Origin of the sequence: Marinibacterium sp. SX1 (assembly GCF_050389775.1) — a bacterium.
Lineage (GTDB): Bacteria > Pseudomonadota > Alphaproteobacteria > Rhodobacterales > Rhodobacteraceae > Marinibacterium.
In genome coordinates this window covers 422,299-439,941 of sequence record NZ_CP177144.1, presented here as the reverse complement: position 1 = coordinate 439,941, position 17,643 = coordinate 422,299, and the positions used below count along the sequence as shown (strand labels likewise).

Here is a 17,643-nt window from a genome sequence, read left to right as displayed (position 1 = left end):
CGAAACGCTGACCCGGCGAAAATCCGGCAAATTTGCCTAAGGTTAAAGTTTTTTCGGCTAGTCCCGGGCGCTTGCGGCCAGCGGCGCGGCGATCGAACGGCTGGCGGATTGCGTGCGGCTGGCCAGCTGGCCCAGCAGCCGGGCGCCGGCGGAGCCCAGGGCGCGGCTGTCTTCGGGCGCGAAGAGGCCCAGCACCACAAGCTGGTCGTTGATCACGAAGGCTCCGCGCCAATGGGTTTCGTCCAGGCCGGACAGGGCGGCCTCGCCCCGGGCCTTGACCATCGGGATGGCCGGGCCGTTGCGGGTTTCGATGACCGCGCCGGCGGGGTAGGCCGCGGCGATGGTCGTCGCCGTGATCGGCGTGTCGCCTTCGGTCCAGGGCTTGGTGATCACCGTCATCACCGCCGGAGCCTGGCCGGCCAGGTGGGTCAGGGCGGTCTGGGGCGACAGGTTGTGGCAACGGGCGAGCATGGCAAAGCCCTCGCGTCCGCTGCTGGTCACCGAATCGGGGTCGATGCAGAACCCGGCCGGCGGCATCAGCGCCACCCGGCCGCCCCCCAGCAGGATGCCGGCGTCGATTTCCTCGGCGGTGCCGGCGGTTGTGCGCGCCGGGCCGGGCGCAGCGGTCAGGCTGGCCAGGTCGGCTTCGGTGCAGGCGGCCAGGGCCAGCAGGGACAGCCCCGCCAGCCCGGACAACAGCCTCTTACAGGTCCATGTATTCATGCGTCTCGGCTTGTGCGCCCGGGTGAGTCACCGCGCCCTTGTAGGTCGCGCCGACAAGCTGGGCATATTTCCAGATTGCGCCCGAGGCGTAGTTCGTCGCCTTAGGGCCGGGCCAGTCGGCCTTGCGCCGGGCCAGTTCCTCGGCGTCGAGGTCGACCGACAATGTGCCGGCCACGGCGTCGATGGTGATCATGTCGCCGTCGCGCAGCAGGGCGATGGGCCCGCCCTGGGCCGCTTCGGGCCCGACATGGCCCACGCAGAAGCCCCGCGTCGCCCCCGAGAAACGGCCATCGGTGATCAGCGCGACCTTCTTGCCCATGCCCTGGCCCGACAGCGCTGCCGTCGTGGCCAGCATCTCGCGCATGCCGGGGCCGCCGGCGGGGCCTTCGTTGCGGATGACAATCACCTCGCCTTCGGCATAGCTGCGCGCCTTGACGGCGGCAAAGGCGTCTTCCTCGCATTCAAAGACCCGGGCCGGGCCGGTGAACCGCTGGCCTTCGGCCGGGATGCCCGCGACCTTCACGATGGCGCCTTCGGGGGCCAGGTTGCCCTTCAGCCCGACAACACCGCCGGTCTTGGTCAGGGGCGTGGCCACGGGATGGATGACCCGGCCATCGGCCTCGCGGGTGATCTTGTCGAGCTCGGCGCCGATGGTCTCGCCGGTGGCCGTCATGCAATCCTCGTGGATCAGCCCGGCCTTGCGCAGCTCTTTCATCACGACGGGGATGCCCCCGGCGTCGTGCAGGTCCTTGGCCACGAACTGGCCGCCCGGTTTCAGATCGACGAAATAGGGCGTGTCGCGGAAGATCTCGCAGACGTCTTCGAGGTAGAATTCGATCCCGGCCTCGTGGGCGATGGCCGGCAGGTGCAGCCCGGCATTGGTCGACCCGCCGGTGCAGGCCACGACGCGGGCAGCGTTTTCCAGCGACTTGCGGGTCACGACATCCCGCGCGCGGATGTTCTTTTCGATCAGGTTCATCACGGCCTGGCCGGAGGCCTCGGCATATTGATCGCGCGATTCGTAGGGCGCGGGCATGCCCGAGGAATTCATCAGCGCGAGGCCAATCGCCTCGGAGACGCAGGCCATGGTGTTGGCCGTGAACTGGCCGCCGCAGGCGCCGGCCGAAGGGCAGGCCACCCGTTCCAGCATGTCCAGCGCGGCATCCGACATCTGGTCGTTCTGGTGCCGGCCAACGGCTTCGAACATGTCCTGCACGGTCAGGTCCCGGGTGCGGAAATCTTCGGGGATCTCGTCCAGCTGCGGCGCCTTGCCCGGCAGGATCGACCCGCCGTAGATAAAGACCGACGGCACGTTCAGCCGGACCATGGCCATCATCATGCCGGGCAGCGACTTGTCGCAGCCGGCAAGGCCCACGATGGCGTCATAACAATGGCCGCGCATGGTCAGCTCGACCGTATCCGCGATGGCCTCGCGCGAGGCCAGCGACGAGCGCATGCCCTCGTGGCCCATGGCGATGCCGTCGGTCACGGTGATCGTGGTGAATTCGCGGGGCGTGCCATCGGCGGCCTTGACCCCCAGCTTGACGGCCTGGGCCTGGCGGTTCAGCGAGATGTTGCAGGGCGCGGCCTCGTTCCAGCAGGTGGCCACGCCGACCAGCGGCTGGTGGATCTCGGCGTCGGACAGGCCCATGGCGTACATGTAGGACCGGTGCGGCGCGCGTTCCGGGCCTTCGGTGACATGACGGCTGGGCAGCTTGGATTTGTCGAATTGGCGTTTGAGCACGGCAACCTCCCCTGACTGGCGTTCCAAAGGCAATAGACCCGCGCCCGGCCGCAGACAAGGGTTGCGGGCCGGCGCGGGGTGCCCGGGGCCCGGGCACCGGCGGGTTCCGGGCGGCGGGGGCGGCCCGGACGGCGGATGGGCGCAAATGTCGCTTGCGATCCAGTTGCGGCAACTTGTTTTCGGGCCATGCGGGCCCTAGATTCCAGCATCCCCCCAAGGGCGCCCGGCGTCCGACGTCAATGCCGGGACATGCCATGGATCGCTCTCTTTTCGCCTTCATCTGGCGCCATTCCAAACGCGACCAGATGATCCTGCTTGGCCTGACGGTCCTGTCGTTCCCCTTTCTCTATGCCTCGCTGGAACTGCCCAAGCGCATCATCAACGATGCCATCGGCGCGGTGAATTCGACGGTCACCATCTGGGGGGTGCAGATGACCCAGGTGGAATATCTTGTGGTTCTCTGCGTGCTGTTCCTGGCGGCGGTGCTGTCGTCGGGGCTCTTCAAGATGCGCATCAACACCTACAAGGGCACGGTGTCGGAGCGCATGCTGCGCCGGCTGCGCTACCAGCTGATGAACCGGATGATGCGCTTTCCGGCGCCCTATTTCCGCACCACGTCGCAGGGCGAGCTGGTGTCGATGATCACCGCCGAGGCCGAGCCGATGGGCGGGCTGATGGGCGACGCGGTGGCCCAGCCGGTGTTCCAGGCCGGGCAGATGCTGACCATCGTGACCTTCCTGTTCATGCAGAGCATCTGGTTCGGGCTGGCCGGCATTGCCCTGATCCCGTTGCAGGCCTGGCTGATCCCCATGCTGCAACGCCAGATCAACCTGCTGAACAAGGACCGCATCGTCGAGGTGCGGCACCTGTCGTCCGAGATCGGCGAGACGGCGGCGGGCATTTCGGACCTGCGGGCCAATGGCGGCTGGCGCCAGCGCTCGGCACTTCTGACGGACCGGTTGGGGCGGATCTTCGAGATCCGCTTCAAGATCTACCAGAAAAAGTTCTTCATGAAGTTCATCAACAACCTGATCACCCAGCTGACGCCGTTCTTCTTCTACCTGGTCGGCGGCATCCTGGCGATCCAGGGCCAGATCTCGGTGGGCGCGCTGGTGGCCGCGCTGGCGGCCTACAAGGACATCGCCGCGCCGTGGAAGGAATTGCTGACCTATTACAACCAGGTCCAGGACATGTCGCTGCGCTGGGACGTGGTGACCGAACGCTTTGCGCCCCGGTCGATGATCGACGAACGGCTGATCGACGGCGTGCCCGATCGCATCCCGCGGCTGGATGGCGACATTGCCCTGCGCGACGTGTCGGTGATGGACCAGGACGGCAATACCGTTCTTGAGGACATCACCCTGGACATCCCCTCGGGCAGCCGGGTGGCCATCGAAGGCGGCACGGCGGCGGAACGGGCGGCCCTGGCCGGGCTGCTGACCCGCGAGATCCTGCCGTCGCGGGGCAAGGTCGAGATCGGCGGGCGCGACCTGTCGACCCTGCACCAGGCGGTGATTGCCGCGCGGGTGGGCTATGCCCATTCCCAGCCCTATCTCTTCGACGGCACGCTGGGGCAGAACCTGCTGATGCCCTTTGCCATGCATCCCGGCGCGGCGCATGATCCCGACTGGGCCAAGAGCCGGGCCGGGATCGAGGCCATGCGGTCGGGCAACAGCCCCGACCCGCTGTTGTCGGACTGGCTGGACCCGTCGATCGGGGGCTATGCCGACGGCGACGACATCGGCAGCTGGTGGTTCAAGCTGATCCAGGCCATCGGCCAGGACGACGAGATCTTTCACGGGGCGCTGCAGCTCAAGGTCTCGCCCGAGGCCTATCCCGAGCTGACCCGGGCCATCGTCGGCCTGCGCGACGCGGTGCATGAACGCATCGTCGACCGCGGGCTGGACGACATCGTCTTCCGCTTCGACCCCGATGCCTTCAACCCGGCGGTGCCGCTGGGGGGCAACCTGCTGTTTGCCGCGCCGCGCACGCCGATGCCGTCCGAAGGCCTGGCCCAGGCCCGGCTGTTCCGCGACCTGCTCAATTCCGAGGGGCTGGGCCTTGAGGCGCTGAACATCGGCCAGTCGGTCATCGACACGCTGCACCGGACCTTTGGCCATGACGGCATCGACCACCCGCTGTTCCGGCGCGTGGGGCTCGACCCCGAGATCTACGTGCGCCTGCTGGACATCGTCAGCCGGCGCCGGGCCGGGGGCAACGATGCCCTGGGCGACGAGGATGAACTCTTGCTGATGACCGTGCCGTTCACCCTGACGGCCGAACAGATCGGATCGGATTTCCCCGACCGGCTGAAGGACAAGATCGTCCGCGTGCGCAAGACCCACCGTGACACGCTGCGCGACATCTCGGGCCAGCTTTTCGTGCCGGTCGCCCCCGATGCCTACCTGCCCCGGCTGACGGTGCTGGAAAACGCGCTCTATGGCCGGGTGTCGATACATGCCGGGGCGCGCAGCGACGAGGTCGAGGCGGTGGTCGGCGAGGTGCTCAGCGACGAGGGCCTGCGCTGGCGCATCGCCCGGCTGATATTCGACCTGCAGACCGGGATCGGCGGGGCCAACCTGCCCAAGACCCTGCAGGAACGGGCGGCCTTCAGCCGTGCGGCGCTGAAACGGCCCGACATCCTGATCTTTGACCGGGTGCTTGAAAGCCACGATTCCGAGGCCCGGGCCGCGGCGCGGACCAACCTGCGCGAATTGCTGCCCAAGGCCACGATGGTCTTCATGGAACGCCATTTCCGCAATCCCGGCGAATACGACATGGTCGTGCGCCTGTCCGACGGCCGGATCGACGGCGCGCGCATGCCCGGGGCGGACGAGGACGAGGGCAGCGAGGAATTCCGCCACAAGCTGCGGGCCATTGCCGCGACCGAGCTGTTCTCGCGGCTGGACGCGCGCAACCAGCGGCTGCTGGCCTTTTCGGCCAGTTGGTATCGGGTCAAGCCGGGCAAGGTGATCTTTCGCGCCGGCCAGGTGGCCGATGCGGTCTACCTGTGCATGAAGGGCCGGGCCGAGCTGCGCTGGCCCGATGCGGGGCCCGAGGACAAGCCGATCACGGTGGTCGAGCCGGGCCGGGTGATCGGCGACCTGTCGATCATCGAGCGCAGCAACCGGGTGATGGACCTCGTGGCCGTCGAGCCGTCGCGCTTCCTGCGGATCGGGGCCGAGGAGTTCCGCGACGTGATCGAGGCCGATGCGACCGTGGCCGTGGCGCTGCTGGAAACCGTGGCCGGGCACCTGTCGTCGCTGGTCGGGTTCCTCGACAGCCGGGGCGTCGACGTCAAGCGCATCATTTCCGAGGCCGAGGGCGACGCGCTGGACGAGATCACCTATGATGCCGAAGATGCCTGATCCCGCCTCCTCTTCCGCGGTCGCCGGCCCCGGCGGCTGGTCCGCCCATGCGGCCTTTGTCGCCCCGGCCCGGGCCCGGGCTGAGCTGTGGCGCCTGCCGCTGGGGCTGGTGCTGGTCGCGGCGGTCGGGCTGGCGCTGAATGCCCTGATGGCCGTGGTGCTGTCGGCCCTGGTGCCGGGGTTCTGGCATGGCGATATCGCCGCCGGCGGGCCGCCGGGGCGCAGCCCGGCCGCGCTGCTGGTCCTGCTGTGCACCTTCGGGTTCTTCGCCCTGGGCGCCGGGCTGGCCGTCGGCGCCCTGCATGGCCGGGGCTTTGCCAGCCTGATCGGCCCGCTGCGCCCGGCCCTGGCCCAGTTCCGCGCCGTGCTGATGATGCTGGGGCTGGTCGGCCTGGTCCTGGTCCTGCTGCCGCCCTACGAGACCGGCCTGGCGCTGGAACCCAACATGACCCTGCCGGCCTGGCTGGCCCTGCTGCCCCTGTCGCTGGTGGCCCTGGTCATCCAGGTCGGGGCCGAGGAAGTGCTGTTTCGCGGCTACCTGCAACAGCAGCTGGCCGCCCGGTTCGACAACCCGCTGATCTGGATCGGCCTGCCCTCGCTGCTCTTTGCCTCGGGCCATTACGTGCCATCGGAGGCCGGCGAAAATGCCCTGCTGGTGGCCGGCTGGGCGGCGGTCTTCGGCATGCTGATGGCCGATCTGACCGCCCGGGCCGGCACGCTGGGCCCGGCCATTGCCGTGCACCTGGCCAATAACGTCGTGGCCCTGCTGCTGATTTCGGTGACCGACAGCATGAGCGGCCTGGCCCTGTTCGTCAGCCCGACGGCCAGCATCGATCCGGCCATGGTCCGGGCCTGGCTGCCGGTCGATTTCGCCATGATGCTGGTCTCGTGGCTGGCCGCGCGCCTTGCCCTGCGGCGCTGATTGCATTTGCCGGCCATGCAGCATATCTCACCCCCCGAACGCCAAGCGAGGGGCGCCTGAATGAACTGGATCAACAACTTCGTCCGGCCGCGGATCAATTCGATCTTCTCGCGGCGCGAAACACCCGAGAACCTGTGGCACAAGTGCTCGGAATGCGGCACGATGCTGTTCCACCGCGAGCTGACGGACAACCTGAACGTCTGCAGCAATTGCAACCACCACATGGCGCTGACCCCGCGCGCCCGGTTCGCGGACCTGTTCGACGGCGGCATCTTCACCGAGATCGCCGTGCCCGAACCCAAGGCCGACCCGCTGCATTTCCGCGACCAGAAGAAATATCCCGACCGCATGCGCGCGGCCCAGAAGGGCACCGGCGAGAAGGAAGCCATGCTGGTGGCCACCGGCGAGATGGGCCGCACGCCGATCGTGGCCGCGGCGCAGGATTTCTCGTTCATGGCCGGGTCGATGGGCATGTACGTGGGCAATGCGATAATTGCCGCGGCCCAGGAGGCCGTGAAGCTGCGCCGTCCGCTGATCCTGTTTTCCGCCGCCGGCGGGGCGCGGATGCAGGAAGGCATCCTGTCGCTGATGCAGATGCCCCGCACGACCGTGGCCGTGGAAATGGTCAAGGAAGCGGGCCTGCCCTATATCGTCGTGCTGACCCATCCGACGACGGGCGGGGTGACGGCGTCTTATGCCATGCTGGGCGACGTGCATATCGCCGAGCCCAACGCGCTGATCTGCTTTGCCGGGCCGCGGGTGATCGAACAGACCATCCGCGAAAAGCTGCCCGAGGGCTTCCAGCGGGCGGAATACCTGCTGGATCACGGCATGCTCGACCGGGTGACCCACCGGATGGAGCTGCGTGAAGAGCTGATCACCATCACGCGGATGCTGCTGAACATGCCCCCGGCGATCAAGGGCGACCTGCCCCCGCCGGACCCCGAGGAACTGGCCCCGGCCACGACCGACGGGGCGGCGGAGGCGGCTCCGGGCGACGCCCCGGCCAACCCCGCCAAACCGGCCGAGTGATCGCAGGATGAGCGGCCAGGGCTCGGATCTCATCCTCGAACGGATGATGACCCTGCACCCCAAGGTGATCGATCTCACCCTGGACCGGATGTGGCGTCTGCTGGGCGCCCTGGACAACCCCGAACGGCGCCTGCCCCCGGTGATCCACATCGCCGGGACCAACGGCAAGGGCTCGACACAGGCCATGATCCGGGCCGGGCTGGAAGGCGCGGGCAAAAGGGTTCATGCCTATACCTCGCCGCACCTGGCGCGGTTCCACGAACGGGTGCGCCTGGCCGGCGAGCTGATTTCCGAAGCGGCGCTGACCGATGCGCTGGATCGGTGTTATGCGGCCAATGGCGGGGTCGAGATCACCTATTTCGAGATCACGACCTGCGCGGCCCTGCTGGCCTTTGCCGAGACGCCGGCCGATTACACCCTGCTGGAGGTCGGCCTGGGCGGCCGGCTGGATGCGACCAACGTGGTCGACGCGCCTGTGGCCACGGTGATCACGCCGGTGTCGATGGACCACGAGGCCTTCCTGGGCGACACGATCGAGGCGATTGCCGGCGAGAAAGCCGGGATCATCAAGCCGGGCGTGCCCTGCGTGGTCAGCCGCCAGGACGAGCGGGCCATGGCGGTGATCGAACGCGTGGCGGCCCGGGCCGGGGCGCCGCTGCTGGTGCAGGGCGAGGATTGGCACGTCTCAGAGGAACACGGCCGGCTGGTCTACCAGGACGAACGCGGCCTGCTGGACCTGCCCCTGCCGGCCCTGCGCGGCCGGCACCAGCATGACAATGCCGGGGCGGCACTGACCGTTCTGCGGAGCCTGGGCGTGGACGAGGCCGGCTGTGCGGCGGCGATGCGCGACGTGACCTGGCCGGCGCGGATGCAGCGCCTGGCCACCGGCCCGCTGGTCGAGGCCGCGGGCGAGCGCGAGCTCTGGCTGGACGGCGGCCACAACCCGGCCGCGGGCATCGCGCTCGGCGCGTTGCTGGCCAGCCTGCCGGCCCGGCCGACGGTGCTGATCGCGGGCATGATGAACACCAAGGATTGCAGCGGCTTCCTGGCGCCCCTGGCGGACCACGCGCTGCGGCTGATCGCGGTGCCGATCCCGGGCGAGGACAACGGGCTGGACCCGGAGGTCCTGGCCAGCCGTGCCCGCGCCGCCGGCCTGGACGCCGACACCGCGCCCACGACCGAAGCGGCGCTGGCATCGGCCGGTGATGCCGAGCGCATCGTGATCTGCGGGTCGCTCTACCTGGCGGGCTCCGTCCTGAAGACGAACGGGTAACAAGGGGCGCTGCCCCTTCTTGTCCGATGGCCAATTCATCCCCGGGAATACTTTCAAAGAGAAAGAAGCAACACGCGCGCCCTGCTGCTTCTTTCTCTTCTTAAATATCCGGCCCTGTCCGTGACGCCGCCGAGGCGTCCGGGGTCGCCGGGCCGGTCACCGCCGGCCTTCGCGCAGCCAGCCGCCCAGGATGAAGCCCGAGGCCAGGAGCAGCACCAGCCAGGGCGGCAGCAGCGGGGTCTGGCGGACGTCGCGGGTTTCATAGGCATTGCGCGGGGTCAGGCCGATCCAGCCGCGCCCGGCCGCCGGGCGACCGTCGCGGACGTTGCGCAGCACCGGCACGCCGTCTTCCAGCCTCAGGACACCGCCGCGCAGGGGGGCGATGATCGGTTCGAGCAGGGCGCCGGTGGCGATGGTTTCCTCGAATTCCCGGGGCGCGGCGGGGCCGAGGCCGATGACCGCCTCGTGATCGCCTTCGGCCAGCCGGTAGAGGCCGATCTCGGCGCCCTCGTAGACCGCTTCGTGGCGGCCGGGCGAGACTTCGCGCAATTCGACGATCTCCTGGGTGCCGTCCGGCCGGGTGACCGTCACCGCGCCGACGCTGTCGTCCAGGGTGCGGCGGATGATGCGCATGGTCTGGCCGGTGGCCTCGGCCCAGAGCGCCTCTTCCTCCAGCTCGGGTTCCTTCATCATCCAGTGCGCCAGCCGGCGCAGCAGTTCCAGCTGGGGCCCGCCGCCCTGGTAGCCGCGGTTCCACAGCCAGGCATGATCGGAGGCCAGCAGGGCCACGCGGCCCTCGTCGACCCGGTCGAGGATCAGCAGGGGCCGGTCGTCGATGCCGGTCATGACCACTTCGGCCCCGTCCTTGGGCGTGACGTCGATCTCGCGCAGCCACGGCCCCCAGCTGTCCTGCCCCGACAGGTCGGAGGTCACCGGGTGGCGCTGGCCAAGTTCGGTCACCGCCGGGCGGTACTGGTCCTGGATCACCCGGGCCGTGGGCTCGGCCGGCAGCACGTCACCCAGCGGAGAGCGGTAGATCGAGGCGGCATTGGCGAAATCGGGCCCGGCGGCGACCAGCACGGCGCCTCCGCCGCGGACATATTGCGCGACATTGTCGAGGTAGAGCGAGGGCAGGATGCCGCGCCGCTTGTAGCGGTCGAAGATGATCAGGTCGAAATCGTCGACCTTTTCCAGGAACAGCTCACGCGTGGGGAAGGCGATGAGGGACAGCTCGTCGACCGGCACGCCGTCCTGTTTCTCGGGCGGGCGCAGGATGGTGAAATGCACCAGGTCGACGGAACTGTCGGATTTCAGCAGGTTGCGCCAGGTGCGCCCGCCGGGATGCGGCTCGCCCGAGACCAGCAGCACGCGGAGGCGGTCGCGCACGCCGTTCATCTGGATCAGCGCGGTGTTGTTGCGGTCGGTCAGCTCGCCCTCGGCTTCGGGCACCGAGAACTGGATCACGTTGCGCCCGCCATGGGGCAGGGTGATGGGCAGGTCGATGTCCTGGCCGATCGGAATGTCGTAGCGCGCCGGTTCGCCGCCATCGACCGATATGTCGAGCGGGGCCGTTGCCGCGCCTTGCGGAGCGGCGCCGGAATCCTCGACGCGCAGGGTCAGGGTGACCGGCTCGCCGATGATGGCAAAGGCCGGGGCGTTGCGCACGGTCAGGCGGCGGTCCCAGTCGGTGTCGCGTCCGGTCAACAGCAGGTGGGTCGGGGCCGGCAGGTCGGGGGCCAGTTCGGCATCGTGGATGCGCCCGTCCGACAGCAGGATGACCCCGGCCACCCGGGCCCGGGGCTCTTCGGCCAGGGCCTCGGCCAGGGCGGTCATGGCCTGGGTGCCGGTATCGCCCGGCCCGTCGGGGATGGTCACCCGGCGCAGCTCGGTATTAGGCCGGGCGGCGATCTCGGCGGCCAGCTCGTCGGCGGCCGCGGCGGTCTGGGCCGGCCGGTCCGACAGGCCCTGGCTGGCGCTGTCGTCTTCCAGCATCACGACGATGTCGGACAGGGCGGCGCGGTCTTCCAGCTGGTAGGCCGGGCCGGACAGGGCGGCCACGACCACCACGGCGCCCAGCCCGCGCAGGGCCCAGCCGGCCAGCCCGCGCCAAGCCGCGAAGACCACGGCGCCCAGCGACAGGGCGCCGGCCAGGGCCAGCACCAGCCAGGGGATCAGGGGATCGAAGACGATGGTTCCGGTCATTGGCCCAGCCTGTCGAGGAGCGCAGGCACATGGACCTGGTCCGATTTGTAATTGCCCGTGAGCACATGCATCACGAGGTTCACGCCAAAGCGGTTGGCGAGCTCTCTCTGGCGTTCGCCGGCAAAGCCCCGGCCGACCGGCAGCATGGCCCGGCCGTCGCCATCGACGGCCCAGGCCCCGGCCCAGTCGTTGCCGCCGATGATCACCGGGGTGACCCCGTCGTTGAGATTGCGGAAGGGCATGCCTTCGACCTGTTCGGCATCGGGCGGCGCGGCTTCGACCCAGACATCGCGCCCGGCATAGCGGCCGGGGAAATCCTGCAACAGGTAGAAGGTCCGCGTCAGCACATGGTCGTGGGGGATCGGTTCGAGCGGCGGAATGTCCAGCGGCGCGGCCAGCTGCTGCAGGCGCCGGCCGGTCGGGCTGGACGCGCCGAAGCCCGCGACATCGGCATCGCGCGTGTCAAAGACGATCAGCCCGCCGGAGCGCAGGTAGCCGTTCAGCCGGGCATAGGCTTCGGCCGAGGGGATCGGCTGGTCGGCGGTGACCGGCCAGTAGAGCATCGGGTAAAAGGCCAGCTCGTCGGTTTCCAGGTTCACCCCGGCTGGCTCGCCGGGTTCGACCGACGTGCGATAGCGCAGCACGTCGCCCAGCCCGCTCAGGCCGGCCTGGGCCAGCTGGTCGACCTGGGCATCGCCGGTCAGCACATGGGCCAGCACCAGCTCGGATGTCGCGCGCAGCGCGGCCTCCTCGTCATTGGCCAGCTGGGCCTGGCCGGGCTGGGGCGTCAGCCCCAGCATCAGCAGGACCAGCGCCGCGCCAGCGGCGCGCTGCCCGCGCAAGCGGCCCGACAGGGCCAGCGAGGCCAGGATATCGGCCAGCAGCAGGGCCAGCGCCAGCGTCAGCAGCGGCCCGCCAAGGGGTTTCTCTTCGGCCGTGCCCAGCCCTTCGACGGGCACGTCGGCCGGCCAGGTCGCGGGGGTCAGCAGGCTGTCGGGGCCCAGCACGTTGCGTGCCAGCCGCCGGTCACCGCTTTCATAGAGCCCGGGGGCCAGTTCGGGGCCCAGCGGCGCTTCGGCCAGGACCGGGCCATCGACGCCCGGCAGGGTGCCGGCATCTTCCAGCGAGCCGAACCCGTCGAGCACCTGCACCGGTTCCCAGGTGGTGCCTTCCAGGTCCATCGCCGTGGGCGCCGCGCCGGTCGAGGACACGGCCAGCCGTTCCAGCATCTCGACGAACAGGCCCGACAGCGGCAGGGTCGACCATTCGGCATTGGCCGTGACATGGAACAGCACGACCTGGCCCTGGCCGATGGGCTTGCGCGTGACCAGCGGCGTGCCATCGGCCAGCGAGGCGATGACCCGGTCGGCCAGGGTCGGATCGGGCTGGGCCATGACCTGGGCATTGACCGTCACGTCCGGCGGGATCTGCAGCCCGAAGAACGGCGAACCCTCGGCAAAGGGCGCCAGGCCCTTGGGCTCGCCCCAGGACATCGCGCCCCCGACCGACCGGCCCCCGGCGCGCAGGCGCACGGGCATCAGCGGGTCCTCGTCCTCGCGGCTGACATCGCTGGCCGCCAGGCGCGGCCCGGCAAAGCGCAGCAACAGCCCGCCTTCGTCGACCCAGGTGGCCAGGGCTTCGGCCTCGGCCCCCGACAGGGTGGCCACGTCGGCCAGAACGACCACGTCGGGATTGGCCGGCAGCAGGTCGGTCAGCGCGCCGGTCAGGATCTCGGCCGAGGGCAGCAGGGCCTGTTTGAGGTAATGCAGGGGCGACAGCAATTGCAGGCCCTCGCGGTCGTCGCGCCCGGAAATCAGGGCCACTTCGCGCCGGCGCAGGCTGTCATCGGCCAGCGAGGTCGCCCCGGCGGCATTCTGGCCCTGGATTTCGAACCGGGTGATCCGTGCGCGCAGCTCCGAGGGCAGCGACAGGGCGGCCTCGGCCGACAGCGCTCCGGGCTCGAAGGTCGCCGTGGCCGTGGCCAGGGTGCGTTCGATGCCGGCCGGGTCGCGGCCCTGGGCCAGGATGACCACGTCGCGGGCCGGGCCGGGCACCGAGCGGCGGGCGGTCAGGGTCACGGCGCCATCGTCAAAGACCGCCGGGGCCAGGCCCATCACGGCGCTGCCGGTCTGGAACACGCGCAGATCGCCGCGCGCGCGCAGGGCGGCCATCAGCCGGTCGCGGCCGGGGTAATCCAGCCCGTCCGAGATCCAGTGGGTGTCGAACCGGGCCGGCCCGCCCTCGGCCTGCATGGCGGCCAGCGCGGCGATGGTCCCGTCGACCTGGGCCTCGGTCGGGGCAAAGGGCGCGGGCAACAGCCCGGCGACGCGGGGCCGCCAGCTGTCGGCGGCCTGAAAGACCGGGGCTTCGGGATCGGTCAGGCGCAGGACGGCCACGGGCCGGTTGGCCCGGGCGGCCTCGGCCAGCTGGGCGGCGACCAGGTCCTGCTTGGCCGACCAGCGCGTGGCCCCGGCCCAGCTGCCGTCCATCACGATGACCAGCGGCCCGCTGCCCCCGGCGTCGCGCTGGGGGTTCAGGACCGGTCCGGCCAGGCCCAGGATGATCGCGGCCACGGCCAGGATGCGCAGCACCAGCAGCCACCAGGGCGTGCGGTCGGTCACGCTGTCGTCGTCGCGCAGGCCCAGCAACAGGGCCACGCCGGGAAAGCGCCGGCGGATCGGCGCCGGCGGCACGGCCCGCAGGATGATCCAGAGCACCGGCAGGGCCAGGAGCGCCAGCAGCAGCCAGGGTGCGGAAAACCCGATACCCGCGATCACGGTCATGTCATGCCTTTCTCGGGACGGCGCGGCGCCATGTCGGCCCCGCTGCCCGCCCGGAACGTTCCGCGCCCCCCAGCGCAATTGGGTTCACGCGCCCCACGCGCGCCGGTGACGTCGTTGAAATCGGCGAAATCGGTGTTTGGGCGCGCTCTGGGCGGCCGGTCACGACAGGCCCGATGTGCCCCCTGGCCGGGAGGGGGCCGATTGGGTGTGCCATCCGTTGCACCGCCCCGTCCCGGGCCCGACGTCTTGCCGTCCCGCCACGGAGCCGGGCGCTTGCCGTCCCGCCGTCGCCCGGGCGGTGTGCCGTCCCGCTGCAGGTCCGGTGTTGGGGCGCCCCGTCATCGACCGGGGCCGCGATGGCGTCCGCAGCGGCGTCCCGGCCCGGCGTCCCGGCAAGGGCTCCTTGCGCAGGCGATGGGCTGGCGGGCGCGGGGTGGTCCGGGGTGCGGACCCTCGGCGGGCCGATGGTCGGGCCATTGAACGGGCCAAGGGGCGAGGCGGGGCGGTGGGTCACGATGTGCCTCCGTCCAGCGCGCGATAGAGCCACAGCAGCGCCGATTGGGCGCTTTCGCCGGTGTGATGGGTGCCGAATTGCCAGCCGGTCGCCCGGCACAGCGCGGTCAGCTCGTCCTTGCGGGCGGCCAGGCGCTGCTGGTAGCGCGCGCGCAATTCGCCGGCCTTCAGGGTCTCGTGGCTGAGCGTGCCGCCGATGCTTTCAAAGATCGTCCGGCCGTGAAAGGGAAACATCTCTTCGGCCGGGTCGAGCACCTGCATCAGCACGCCGCGCACGCCCCGGTCGGCGGCCTTGGTCAGGGCCAGCCGGACCTCGGCCATGTCGCCCAGGAAATCCGACAGGAACACCGCCCGGGCATGGGGGATCATCGCCCGGTGTTCGGGCGGGGCATATTCCGCCTGGTCGTCGATCGTGAAGAACTCGGCCAGGCGCATGATCTGCATGTTGCCCCGGCGCGGGGGCAGGGTGGTGCCGGTCAGCCCGACCCGCTCGCCGCCCCGGATCAGCAGGACGGAGGTGGCCAGGCCCAGCAGCCTTGCGCGGTCGATCTTTTCGGGCAGGGCGGCCTTGCCCTCGGCCTGCGAGGTGAAGCGCATCGAGGCACCCTGGTCGACCCACATCATCACCGACTGGGCGATCTGCCATTCCCGCTCGCGCACGAATTGCTGGTCGCCCCGGGCCGAGCGCCGGTGGTCGATCAGCCGGCGGCTGTCGCCCATCTGGGCCGGGCGGTACTGCCAGAAATCATCGCCCAGCCCGGCCCGGCGCCGGCCGTGATCGCCCAGCAGCACGGTGCCCGCCAGGTGTTCGGCCCGGGCCAGCAGGGGTGGCAGGCGGCTGGCTTCGATTTCCGAGCGCTGGCGAAGATCGCGGGCCGGGATCACGCGGCGGCCCCGGTTCCCGTCTCGGCGCCGTTGGCCAGCCCGGCGGCGGTGGTCTCGATCAGTTCGGCCAGGCTGTCGCCCCGGGCGCGGGCGGCAAAGTTCAGCGCCATGCGGTGGCTGAGCACCGGCCGGGCCATGTTGATCACGTCCTCGGCATTGGGCGCCAGCCGGCCCTGCAGCAGGGCCCGGGCCCGGACGGTCAGCATCAGCGCCTGGGCGGCCCGCGGGCCGGGGCCCCAGGCCACGGTGTCGCGCACCCGGTCGGACACGCCGGGCTCGTCGGGGCGGAAGGCGCGGACCAGGTCGAGGATCAGCTCGACCACCGAATCGCCCACCGGCATCCGCCGCAGCAGGGCCTGGGCCGCGATCAGCTCGTCGCGGGTAAAGACCTGGTGGGCCTCGTCTTCGCTGACGCCCGTGGTGGCCAGGAGGATTTCCTTTTCGGTCGCCCGGTCGGGATATTCGACGTCGATCTGCACCAGGAACCGGTCCAGCTGGGCCTCGGGCAGGGGATAGGTGCCTTCCTGTTCGATCGGGTTCTGGGTGGCCAGCACGTGGAAGGGCGCATCGAGCGGCCGGTCTTCGCCGGCAACGGTCACGGTCTTTTCCTGCATCGCCTGCAGCAGCGCCGACTGGGTCCGGGGCGAGGCGCGGTTGATCTCGTCGGCCATCAGCAGCTGGCAGAAGATCGGCCCGGGAATAAAGCGGAATTTGCGGGTGCCGTCCTCGGCCGTGTCGAGCACTTCGGAGCCGAGAATGTCGGCGGGCATCAGGTCGGGGGTGAACTGGATGCGGTTGCCCTGCAGGCCCAGGACGGTCGAGAAGGTTTCGACCAGGCGGGTCTTGCCCAGCCCGGGCAGGCCGATCAGCAGGGCATGACCGCCGCAGAGGATGGCGGTGAGGGTCAGCTCGACCACCCGCTCCTGGCCGATGAAGCGCCGGGTGATCGAGGCCTTGGCCTCGGCCAGCTTGGCCTCGACCGCTTCGATCTCGGCTACCAGGTCCGTTTGCTCCGACATGACAATCCTTTCGCCGCGCATATATGGTGTTGAAGAAGTGTATCGCGGCAATCTGGAATGGCAAAAGCTATGATGGGACAAAAACCCGTGACCCCGTCGGCCGAAGGCATCGCGGCGTCGGTCAAGGCCTCGAAAAGCCGCGGATTGCCGCCGGTCGAGCGCTGGGATCCGCCGTTCTGCGGCGACCTGGACATGCGGATCGCGCGGGATGGCACGTGGTTCTACCTGGGCACGCCGATCGGCCGGCCCGAGCTGGTGCGGCTGTTCTCGTCGATCCTGCGCAAGGATGGCGATGCCTATTTCCTGGTCACCCCGGTCGAGAAAGTGGGCATCACCGTCGATGACGCGCCTTTCGTGGCCGTGGATTTCGAGGTGAGCGGCAGTGGCACCGGGCAGGAGCTGGTGTTCGAGACCCATGTGGGCGACGTGGCCCGGGCCGGGCCCGACCACCCGATCCGGGTGGAGCGCGATGCCGAAACCGGCGAGCCGTCGCCCTATGTGCTGGTGCGGCGCAACCTGGAGGCGCTGATCGACCGCAAGAGCTTTTACCGGCTGGTCGAGATCGGGGCCCATCACGAGGGCTGGTTCGGGCTGTGGTCGGGCGGGGCGTTCTTTCCGGTCATTCCGTCGCAAGAGCTGGACGCGGCGTGAAGCGCGGCGGGGCCGCGCTGCCTTCGGCGGTATTTGGGCCAAGAAGAAGCAGGGGACCTGCGCGCCAGGCAGGCGGGGCGAGGGCGGCAAAGGGTCTGTGGTGGCAAGAGGCTTGAAACGCGGCGGCTTTGGCGCAAGTCTGGGACATGACCATCCAGCCCCCTCAGCCCCTGCCGTTCAACGGCAGCCGTGGCATCCCCGAGAAAGTCGCCTTTGACCGGCGCGAGATGTCGGAAATCCTGTCGATCTACGGCCGCATGGTGGCGGCCGGGGAATGGCGCGATTACGGCATATCCTGTCTCAAGGACATGGCCGTCTTTGCTGTCTTCCGGCGCACGGCCGAAACGCCGCTGTACCGGATCGAGAAGCGGCCCAAGCTGCGCAACCGCCAGGGCATGTATGCGGTGGTGGGGATCGACGGCCAGATCCTGAAGCGCGGGCATGACCTGAAATCGGTGCTGCGCGTTCTGGAACGCAAGCTGATCCGGGCGGTGGACTGACCGATGGGCCGACCCGCGCAGGTGGCGC

The 17,643-nt window shown here is 69.8% G+C and carries 12 protein-coding genes; 6 read left to right on the top strand and 6 right to left on the bottom strand.

Translation table 11 applies throughout. The features are described from left to right. Positions 1-57: 57 nt before the first annotated feature. On the bottom strand, positions 58-696 hold the full coding sequence (locus ACK3BB_RS02010) for a hypothetical protein (RefSeq protein ID WP_428927058.1): 639 nt from the start codon (positions 694-696) through the stop codon (positions 58-60). Between the two features lie 7 nt (positions 697-703). Then, positions 704-2,467, bottom strand: coding sequence for a dihydroxy-acid dehydratase (ilvD, locus tag ACK3BB_RS02005; RefSeq protein ID WP_428927057.1), 1,764 nt, complete (start codon positions 2,465-2,467; stop codon positions 704-706). A 254-nt stretch (positions 2,468-2,721) separates the two neighbouring features. On the opposite strand from ilvD, the gene ACK3BB_RS02000 reads away from it, so the two are divergent. The 4 genes from ACK3BB_RS02000 to ACK3BB_RS01985 are packed head-to-tail and all read left to right on the top strand — an operon-like array spanning position 2,722 to position 9,062. After that, positions 2,722-5,835, top strand: a complete 3,114-nt coding sequence (locus tag ACK3BB_RS02000; protein ID WP_428927056.1) for an ABC transporter transmembrane domain-containing protein — start codon at positions 2,722-2,724, stop codon at positions 5,833-5,835. Then, positions 5,828-6,757: a lysostaphin resistance A-like protein gene (locus tag ACK3BB_RS01995; RefSeq protein ID WP_428927055.1), complete on the top strand. Its 930-nt coding sequence runs from the start codon at positions 5,828-5,830 to the stop codon at positions 6,755-6,757. Before ACK3BB_RS02000 ends, ACK3BB_RS01995 begins: the two co-directional genes overlap by 8 nt. Before the next feature lie 60 nt (positions 6,758-6,817). Next, complete coding sequence (gene accD, locus ACK3BB_RS01990; RefSeq protein ID WP_428927054.1) at positions 6,818-7,789, top strand: acetyl-CoA carboxylase, carboxyltransferase subunit beta; 972 nt, start codon at positions 6,818-6,820, stop codon at positions 7,787-7,789. 7 nt (positions 7,790-7,796) lie between these two features. Further along, positions 7,797-9,062, top strand: coding sequence for a bifunctional folylpolyglutamate synthase/dihydrofolate synthase (locus ACK3BB_RS01985; RefSeq protein WP_428927053.1), 1,266 nt, complete (start codon positions 7,797-7,799; stop codon positions 9,060-9,062). A gap of 156 nt (positions 9,063-9,218) precedes the next feature. Here ACK3BB_RS01985 and ACK3BB_RS01980 read toward each other — a convergent pair whose 3' ends face one another. The 4 genes from ACK3BB_RS01980 to ACK3BB_RS01965 all read right to left on the bottom strand — a co-directional run bounded on the left by ACK3BB_RS01980 (position 9,219) and on the right by ACK3BB_RS01965 (position 16,464). Further along, on the bottom strand, positions 9,219-11,264 hold the full coding sequence (locus ACK3BB_RS01980) for a glutamine amidotransferase (RefSeq protein WP_428927052.1): 2,046 nt from the start codon (positions 11,262-11,264) through the stop codon (positions 9,219-9,221). Further along, positions 11,261-14,047 carry a DUF4159 domain-containing protein gene (locus tag ACK3BB_RS01975; RefSeq protein ID WP_428927051.1) on the bottom strand — a complete coding sequence of 929 codons (2,787 nt, stop codon included), beginning with the start codon at positions 14,045-14,047 and terminating at the stop codon, positions 11,261-11,263. Before ACK3BB_RS01975 ends, ACK3BB_RS01980 begins: the two co-directional genes overlap by 4 nt. Positions 14,048-14,557: 510 nt before the next feature. Then, entirely contained in the window at positions 14,558-15,445 is an 888-nt protein-coding gene (locus ACK3BB_RS01970; protein WP_428927050.1) for a DUF58 domain-containing protein, read from the bottom strand. Then, complete coding sequence (locus tag ACK3BB_RS01965) at positions 15,442-16,464, bottom strand: AAA family ATPase (RefSeq protein WP_428927049.1); 1,023 nt, start codon at positions 16,462-16,464, stop codon at positions 15,442-15,444. Before ACK3BB_RS01965 ends, ACK3BB_RS01970 begins: the two co-directional genes overlap by 4 nt. Before the next feature lie 69 nt (positions 16,465-16,533). Here ACK3BB_RS01965 and ACK3BB_RS01960 point away from each other — a divergent pair, with 69 nt between their 5' ends. Then, positions 16,534-17,115 carry a DUF1285 domain-containing protein gene (locus tag ACK3BB_RS01960; RefSeq protein ID WP_428927048.1) on the top strand — a complete coding sequence of 194 codons (582 nt, stop codon included), beginning with the start codon at positions 16,534-16,536 and terminating at the stop codon, positions 17,113-17,115. Positions 17,116-17,261: 146 nt separating this feature from the next. After that, complete coding sequence (locus tag ACK3BB_RS01955; protein ID WP_428927047.1) at positions 17,262-17,615, top strand: DUF2794 domain-containing protein; 354 nt, start codon at positions 17,262-17,264, stop codon at positions 17,613-17,615. Positions 17,616-17,643 lie beyond the last annotated feature (28 nt).